Origin of the sequence: Sandarakinorhabdus sp. (genome assembly GCF_041689835.1) — a bacterium.
Classification (GTDB): domain Bacteria; phylum Pseudomonadota; class Alphaproteobacteria; order Sphingomonadales; family Sphingomonadaceae; genus Sandarakinorhabdus.
The window spans coordinates 1-6144 of sequence record NZ_JBDNFM010000186.1 but is presented as its reverse complement, the minus strand read 5'-3'; the positions used below and the strand labels follow the sequence as shown (position 1 = coordinate 6144).

Annotated in this window: 6 protein-coding genes; 4 read left to right on the top strand and 2 right to left on the bottom strand. The window is 67.7% G+C overall.

Annotated features, from left to right (window positions below; genetic code table 11):
* The 4 genes from ACESL8_RS09845 to bchO form a co-directional block, all read left to right on the top strand.
* The coding region (locus ACESL8_RS09845; RefSeq protein WP_372918311.1) for a TonB-dependent receptor domain-containing protein at positions 1-782 on the top strand (782 nt) is incomplete at its 5' end.
* 142 nt (positions 783-924) lie between these two features.
* On the top strand, positions 925-1953 hold the full coding sequence (bchI, locus tag ACESL8_RS09840; RefSeq protein ID WP_372918309.1) for a magnesium chelatase ATPase subunit I: 1029 nt from the start codon (positions 925-927) through the stop codon (positions 1951-1953).
* A complete protein-coding gene (locus ACESL8_RS09835) occupies positions 1950-3719 on the top strand; it encodes a VWA domain-containing protein (RefSeq protein ID WP_372918307.1) in 1770 nt (589 codons plus the stop codon). Before bchI ends, ACESL8_RS09835 begins: the two co-directional genes overlap by 4 nt.
* Positions 3719-4597, top strand: coding sequence for an alpha/beta fold hydrolase BchO (gene bchO / locus ACESL8_RS09830; protein ID WP_372918305.1), 879 nt, complete (start codon positions 3719-3721; stop codon positions 4595-4597). Before ACESL8_RS09835 ends, bchO begins: the two co-directional genes overlap by 1 nt.
* On the opposite strand, the gene ACESL8_RS09825 is transcribed toward bchO, so the two are convergent.
* Positions 4594-5415: an enoyl-CoA hydratase-related protein gene (locus ACESL8_RS09825; protein ID WP_372918303.1), complete on the bottom strand. Its 822-nt coding sequence runs from the start codon at positions 5413-5415 to the stop codon at positions 4594-4596. The genes bchO and ACESL8_RS09825 overlap by 4 nt on opposite strands.
* A partial coding sequence (locus ACESL8_RS09820) for a VOC family protein (RefSeq protein ID WP_372918301.1) occupies positions 5412-6144 on the bottom strand: 733 nt, incomplete at its 5' end. The genes ACESL8_RS09825 and ACESL8_RS09820, both read right to left, overlap by 4 nt.

Genomic DNA, 6144 nt, shown 5'->3' with positions numbered 1-6144 from the left:
TGGGCGGCGGCAACGAAATCTTTGCCAACTACACCGAAAATCAGCGCGCTTTCGTGGCGGCGGCCACCACCGGCCCGTTTGCGACGTCGGCTGCGGGTTTCGGCGTGATCTCCAGCCAGCTCAGCCCGGAAAAAACCAGCACCTTTGAAGCGGGCTTCCGCTTTGGTGAAGGCTCGCTGACCGGCGTACTTGCTGCGTATTATGTCAACTTCTCCGACCGCCTGCTGGCCATCCCGCAGGGCCCGGGCATCGTTGGCAACGCCCCGCTGCTGTCCAACGTTGGCGATGTGCGCTCGCTGGGTGTGGAACTGGGCCTGCGCTGGGAACCGGTGCAGTATTTCACCGTCACCGCCAGCTACGCCTACAACGAAAACACCTATCGCGATGATGTGGTCAACGCCGCCGGCACCGTTGTGCAGGCAATCCGCGGCAAGACCGTGGTCGACAGCCCAAGCAGCATCGGCAACCTGGAACTGGCCTATGACAACGGCTCATTCTATGGCCGCGCCAATGCCAACGCCATGTCGCGCCGCTACTTCACCTACTCCAACGACCGTTCGGTTGGCGGGCGCGTCGTGGTGGACGGCAAGATCGGTTACCGCTTGCAAAGCGACAACCGCATGCTCGACAAACTGGCCATCGAAGCCACGGTGAGCAACCTGTTTGACCGCCGCTATGTTGCCACCATCGGCTCCAACGGCTTCGGCTTTGCCGGTGACAACCAGACCCTGCTGCCCGCCTCGCCGCGCCAATTCTTCGTGACCCTGCGCAAGGATTTCTGATCTCGGCAACGGCCATGAAAAACCCCGCAGTGCCGGCCGGCGCTGCGGGGTTTTACTTTTGAACGCCTGCCACGACTGCACCGGGCCATTTGTCGCCGGAGCGTCTTGCAGCAAGGCAGCCCGCCCCTTAAGGCAAGCGGCCATGGCATCCCCTGCGCGCACCCCGTTTCCGTTCACTGCCATCGTTGGCCAAGCCGAGATGAAGCAGGCGCTGCTGCTCGCCGCCGTGGAGCCGCGGCTGGGCGGCGTCATGGTGTTCGGCGATCGCGGCACCGGCAAATCCACCGCCGTCCGTGCTTTGGCTGGCCTGTTGCCGCCGATGAAAGTGGTACCCGGCTGCCGCTATGGCTGCGCCCCCGACGACCGCAGCCCGTGCATCGAAGGCTGCCGCGAACGGGCCGGCAAGCGCATCGAAGAGACCAGCGTGCCGTTCGTGGATCTGCCGCTGGGCGCAACCGAAGACCGGGTGGTGGGCAGCCTCGATCTGGAGCGCGCACTGGCAACCGGGGAAAAGCGCTTCGAACCCGGTCTGCTCGCCAAGGCCAATCGCGGGTTTCTGTATATCGACGAAGTCAATTTGCTCGAAGATCATCTGGTTGATTTGCTGCTGGATGTGGCCGTTTCAGGCACCAACGTCGTCGAGCGCGAGGGCCTTTCCATCCGCCACCCGGCGCGGTTCATCCTGGTCGGCTCCGGCAACCCTGAGGAAGGCGAACTGCGCCCGCAACTGCTCGACCGGTTCGGCCTGTCGGTGGATGTGCGCACCCCCACCGACATCGCCGAGCGAATCGAGATCGTGAAGCGCTGCGACCGTTTCGATCGGGACCCGGTCGCCTTCGTCGCGGAATTCCAGGGCAGCGAACAATACACACTTGAAGCCATTGCCAAGGCCCGCAAGCTGCTGCCAAAGGTGCAGGTTGAAGACGAGCTGCTTGGCTTGGGTGCGCGGCTGTGTTCGGCGGTGGGTGCTGATGGCCTTCGCGGCGAATTGACCCTGCTGCGCGCCGCCCGCGCGCAAGCGGCACTGGCCGGCAAGAAGCATGTACGGCCGCATCACGTCGCCGAGGTTGCCACCATGGCGCTGCGCCACCGCCTGCGCCGCAATGTGCTGGACGACACCGGCTCCACCGCCCGCATCACCCGTGCCCTGGCGGAACTGATCCCGGCATGACCCCGGAAGGGGAAAGCGGCACGTCAGACGAACGCTGGGCGCTGGCGCTCGGCGCTATTGATATCCTTGCTGCCGCGCAGGCCAAAAAAGGCGGAGGCGGCATCGGCGGCATCCTGCTGCGCGCCCGCCCCGGCCCGGTGCGCGATGCCTGGGCCGATGCACTGGGCCTCGTGATCGCCAGCCGCCGCCTGCCGGCCAGCGCGGACGCCGAAGCCCTGGATGGCGGGCTTGATCTCACCGCCACACTGGCCAGCGGCAAACCCGTCCACCGTGCCGGCATCCTTGCTGATGCACAGGGCAAGGCGCTGGTGGTGCCCATGGCAGAGCGGCTGAACCCGGCACTTGCGGCCCGGCTGGCCGCCGCCATCGATGATGGCTGCCCGCCGCTGGTGCTGTTCGATGAAGGCGACCCGGACGATCCGGAGCGGGAGCGCATATCGCCGGGCTTGGTCGATCGGTTGGCCATCCACATCGATCTGAACGCCGTGCGGCTGGACATGGCGGCACTGGTGGCCGGCGAAGCGCCGCCGCCGCCGCTGGCACTGCTGGCGCAGCCCGGCGCCATCGCCAAAGATCCAGAAACCGCGCTGGCCGTGGCGGCGGCCGCGCTGGGCATCGCATCCGTCCGCGCGCCGATCATGGCGGTGCGCGTTGCCCGCGCCCATGCCCGTGCTGATGGTCGCCCGGACGATACCGAGCACTTGCGCGAAGCCGACATGGCTGCCGCCGCCGCGCTGGTGCTTGGCCCGCGCGCCACACGGCTGCCGCCGCCGCCCGAGGCAGAACCGCCGCCGCCGGAAGAGCAACCTGATGACCAGCCGGCACCCGAAGAGCCCCCGCCACCGCCGCTCAGCGACGACAATCAGGGTAACGATCAGGAGCAGCCGGAACCGCCGCCAATCGATCCCACGGACATGATTATTGATGCAGCGCAAACCGCGCTGCCGCCCGGCCTGCTCGATGCGCTGGCGGCCGGCACCATTTCAAAGGCGCCCAAGGCCAGCGGATCGTCGGGTGCCAAGCAGAAAAGCATTACCAGCGGCCGCCCGGCGGGGGTGCGGCCGGGGATGCCGGGGCGCGGCGCACGGCTGGCGTTGATTGAAACCATCAAGACCGCGGCACCGTGGCAGAAACTGCGCCCGGCGCGGGGCGATGGCCGGCTGGCCATCCGCTCCGACGATTTGCGCATCCGGCGCTTTGTGGCGCAAACGCAATCGACCACCATCTTCGCCGTCGATGCCAGCGGCTCGGCGGCGTTTGCCCGGCTGGCCGAAGCCAAGGGCGCCGTGGAGCTGCTCCTCGCACAGGCCTATGTGAAGCGTGCCGAGGTGGCGCTGGTCGCCTTTCGCGGCACGGAAGCCGCGCTGGCACTGCCCCCCACCCGCAGCCTGCCGCGCGCCAAAAAAGAACTGGCAGCGCTGGCCGGCGGCGGCGGCACACCCATTGCGGCGGGCCTCGATCTGGCCCGCAAGGTTGCCGAAGCCGAGCGCGGCCGGGGCCGTTCGCCGTTGGTGGTGGTGCTTACCGATGGGCGCGCGAACGTGGGCGGCAGCACGGTGCAAAGCCCGCAGGATGCAGCGTTGGCATCGGCCCGCGCTTACCGGGTCAGCGGCATAGCGGCAGTTTTCATCGATTGCTCGCCGCGCCCGCGCCCGCAGGGGGCGGAACTGGCTGCCGCGATGGGCGCGCGGCTGGTGACGTTGCCGCGTGTGGATGCCAAATCAGTGGTGGCGGCCGTCAAAGCGGCATCGACAGGGAATTTTTGATGCGTTGGGATACCGATGGCCGTCATGTGCCGCACAAGGAATGGAGCCAGTTTGTCACGGCTGGCGGCCTGAAATGGCATGTGCAGATCGCTGGCCCGCAGGATGCGCCGCCGCTGCTGCTGATCCACGGCACCGGCGCAACCACCCACAGCTTTGCCGGCCTCGCGCCGCTGCTGACCCCGCATTTCCGCGTCATCATCCCCGATCTGCCCGGCCATGGTTTCACCCAGAAATTGAACGCGCCCGATCCGGACAATGTCGCCAGGGCGCTGGCGGCGCTGCTGGCGGAACTGGATGTGCAGCCGGCGCTGATTCTGGGCCACAGCGTGGGTGCGGCGATTGCCTTCATGCTCACGGCGGGCGGCCATGTGCAGCCGCAGGGCATGATCTCGCTGGGCGGCGCGCTGCTGCCCTTTGTCGGCATGGGCAAGGCCTTTCCCGGGCTGGCAAAAGCGTTGTTCGTCAACCCGTTCATGCCGTCGCTGTTCTCCTTCTCCACCCGCTTCCAATCGATGCCCGATCTGCTCCAGCGCTGGACCGGCTCGCGCTCCAGCCGCGAACAGGTGGCGCATTATGAACGGCTGTTCCGCAACGCTGATCACACCGCCGGCGCACTTTCGCTGATGGCGCACTGGGATCTTGACACCATCGAGCGCAGCATTGCGCAGATCAACTGCCCGGTGCTGCTGCTCCACGGCGAACGCGACAAGACCGTGCCGCCGTCCACCAGCCACACCGTGGCGCAGCGCCTGACCGCGCGCGGCACCCGTGCGCAGCACCACGGCCTGCCGGGACTGGGTCACCTGGCGCATGAGGAAGCGCCGGAACGGCACGCGCACGCGGTCGATGATTTTGCCCGCGGGCTGGGGCTGCTTTAGCGCCCCCGGAACACCGGTATGCGCTTTTCCACGAACGCTTTCGCGGCGTCCTTGTGGTCTTCGGTCAGGCCGCAGTGAACATGGTGGGTGGCCTCCAGATCGAGGCAATCGTTCATGTCCCCGCCCGCAAACGCGCGGTTGAGGTTTTCCTTCATGTAGCGGTAGGCCACACGCGGGCCGGCGGCGAGCCGCGCCGCCAGCGCCTGGGCTTCGGCGAGCAGGGCATCGGCCGCCACCACGCGATTGGTCAGGCCCAGCCGCAAGGCTTCGGCAGCGTCGACCCGGTCGGACAGGAAATACATCTCCCGCGCCTTGGCCGCGCCCACCAGCGCGGTGAGGAAATAGGTGCCGCCATAATCGCCGGAAAAGCCGACCTTGGCAAAAGCGGTGGTCATGAACGCCGTATCGGCCATCACCCGCAGATCGCAGGCCAGCGCGATGCTCAGCCCGGCACCCGCGGCAGCGCCGGGGATGGCGGCGATGGTGGGTTTGGGCATGGTGTGCAGCCGCCCGGCGGTTTCGCGGTGGTTGCGGCGCTGGCGGGCGATTGCGCCATCGATGGGTTCCGGCTCCCCACTTTCGTTGCGCGCTGCCATGCCCTTCACGTCGCCGCCGGCGCAGAACGCACCGCCGGCGCCGGTGATGACGATGGCACCGATGGCGGGATCAGCCTCCGCCTCGCCCAGCAGCCGCGCCAGCCCATCGAGCATGGCGCGCGACAGCGCATTGCGTGCGGCGGGGCGGTTGAGGGTCAGGGTCAACACCCCATCGGTGACGCTGGCCAGCAGGTCTTCGGTGCCACTGTCGTAGGTGTTCATTGGTCATTCTCCGGGAGGAAATCGAGGCCGCAGGTGCGGGCAGGGGCTTTAAGCCCGGCAATGCGGATTGCGGCCAGCCCTTCGCCGCGCTGGTCGGCGACGGCAGTGAAATCAAGCGCGCCCTGATCGAGCGTGATGCGCCAGCCGGCCTGATTGCGGGCCGCTGGCCGGTCAAGAATGGTGCCCCACCGCGCCGCCGTGGCCGCCGGGTCATCGCAGGTCATCACTGCGCTGGTGATCGTCAGGTCGGCGCTGGCGTGGGCGTGCCAGGCGCTGCCGGCCCACATGTAGCTGCCCAGCATCGCGCTGTCCGGGCCGTGGGCGTCGATGGAGAGCAGGCAACCGCCGGTGTCACGCGGGTGCAGATGCAGCGCGGTGGCGTGGAGCGCCGCGTCGCCCACCGTCAGGTCTTCAGCGAGGCGCACGCCCAGCCCCGGCAACCGGGCACGCACCGGAGCCAGATCGTCCGAATCCAGGATCACCATATAACCGGTCGCTCCGCCGCGCCGCGTCATGTAACGGCCCGCGGTGGTATCGGGCTGTAACGGGGCCAGCGCCTCGAGGAAGGTGCCGCCAAGCGCCCACAGCGCATTGTGCAGCCCGTATTTGTCCACCCCCGGATCGCGGTAACAGACATCGGCAACCACGATGCGGCCAACCTCGGCCTCCACCGCAGCAAGATCAGGCGCAACCATGGCTATCTGGCGCAGGCGCAGCATGTTTCCTCCT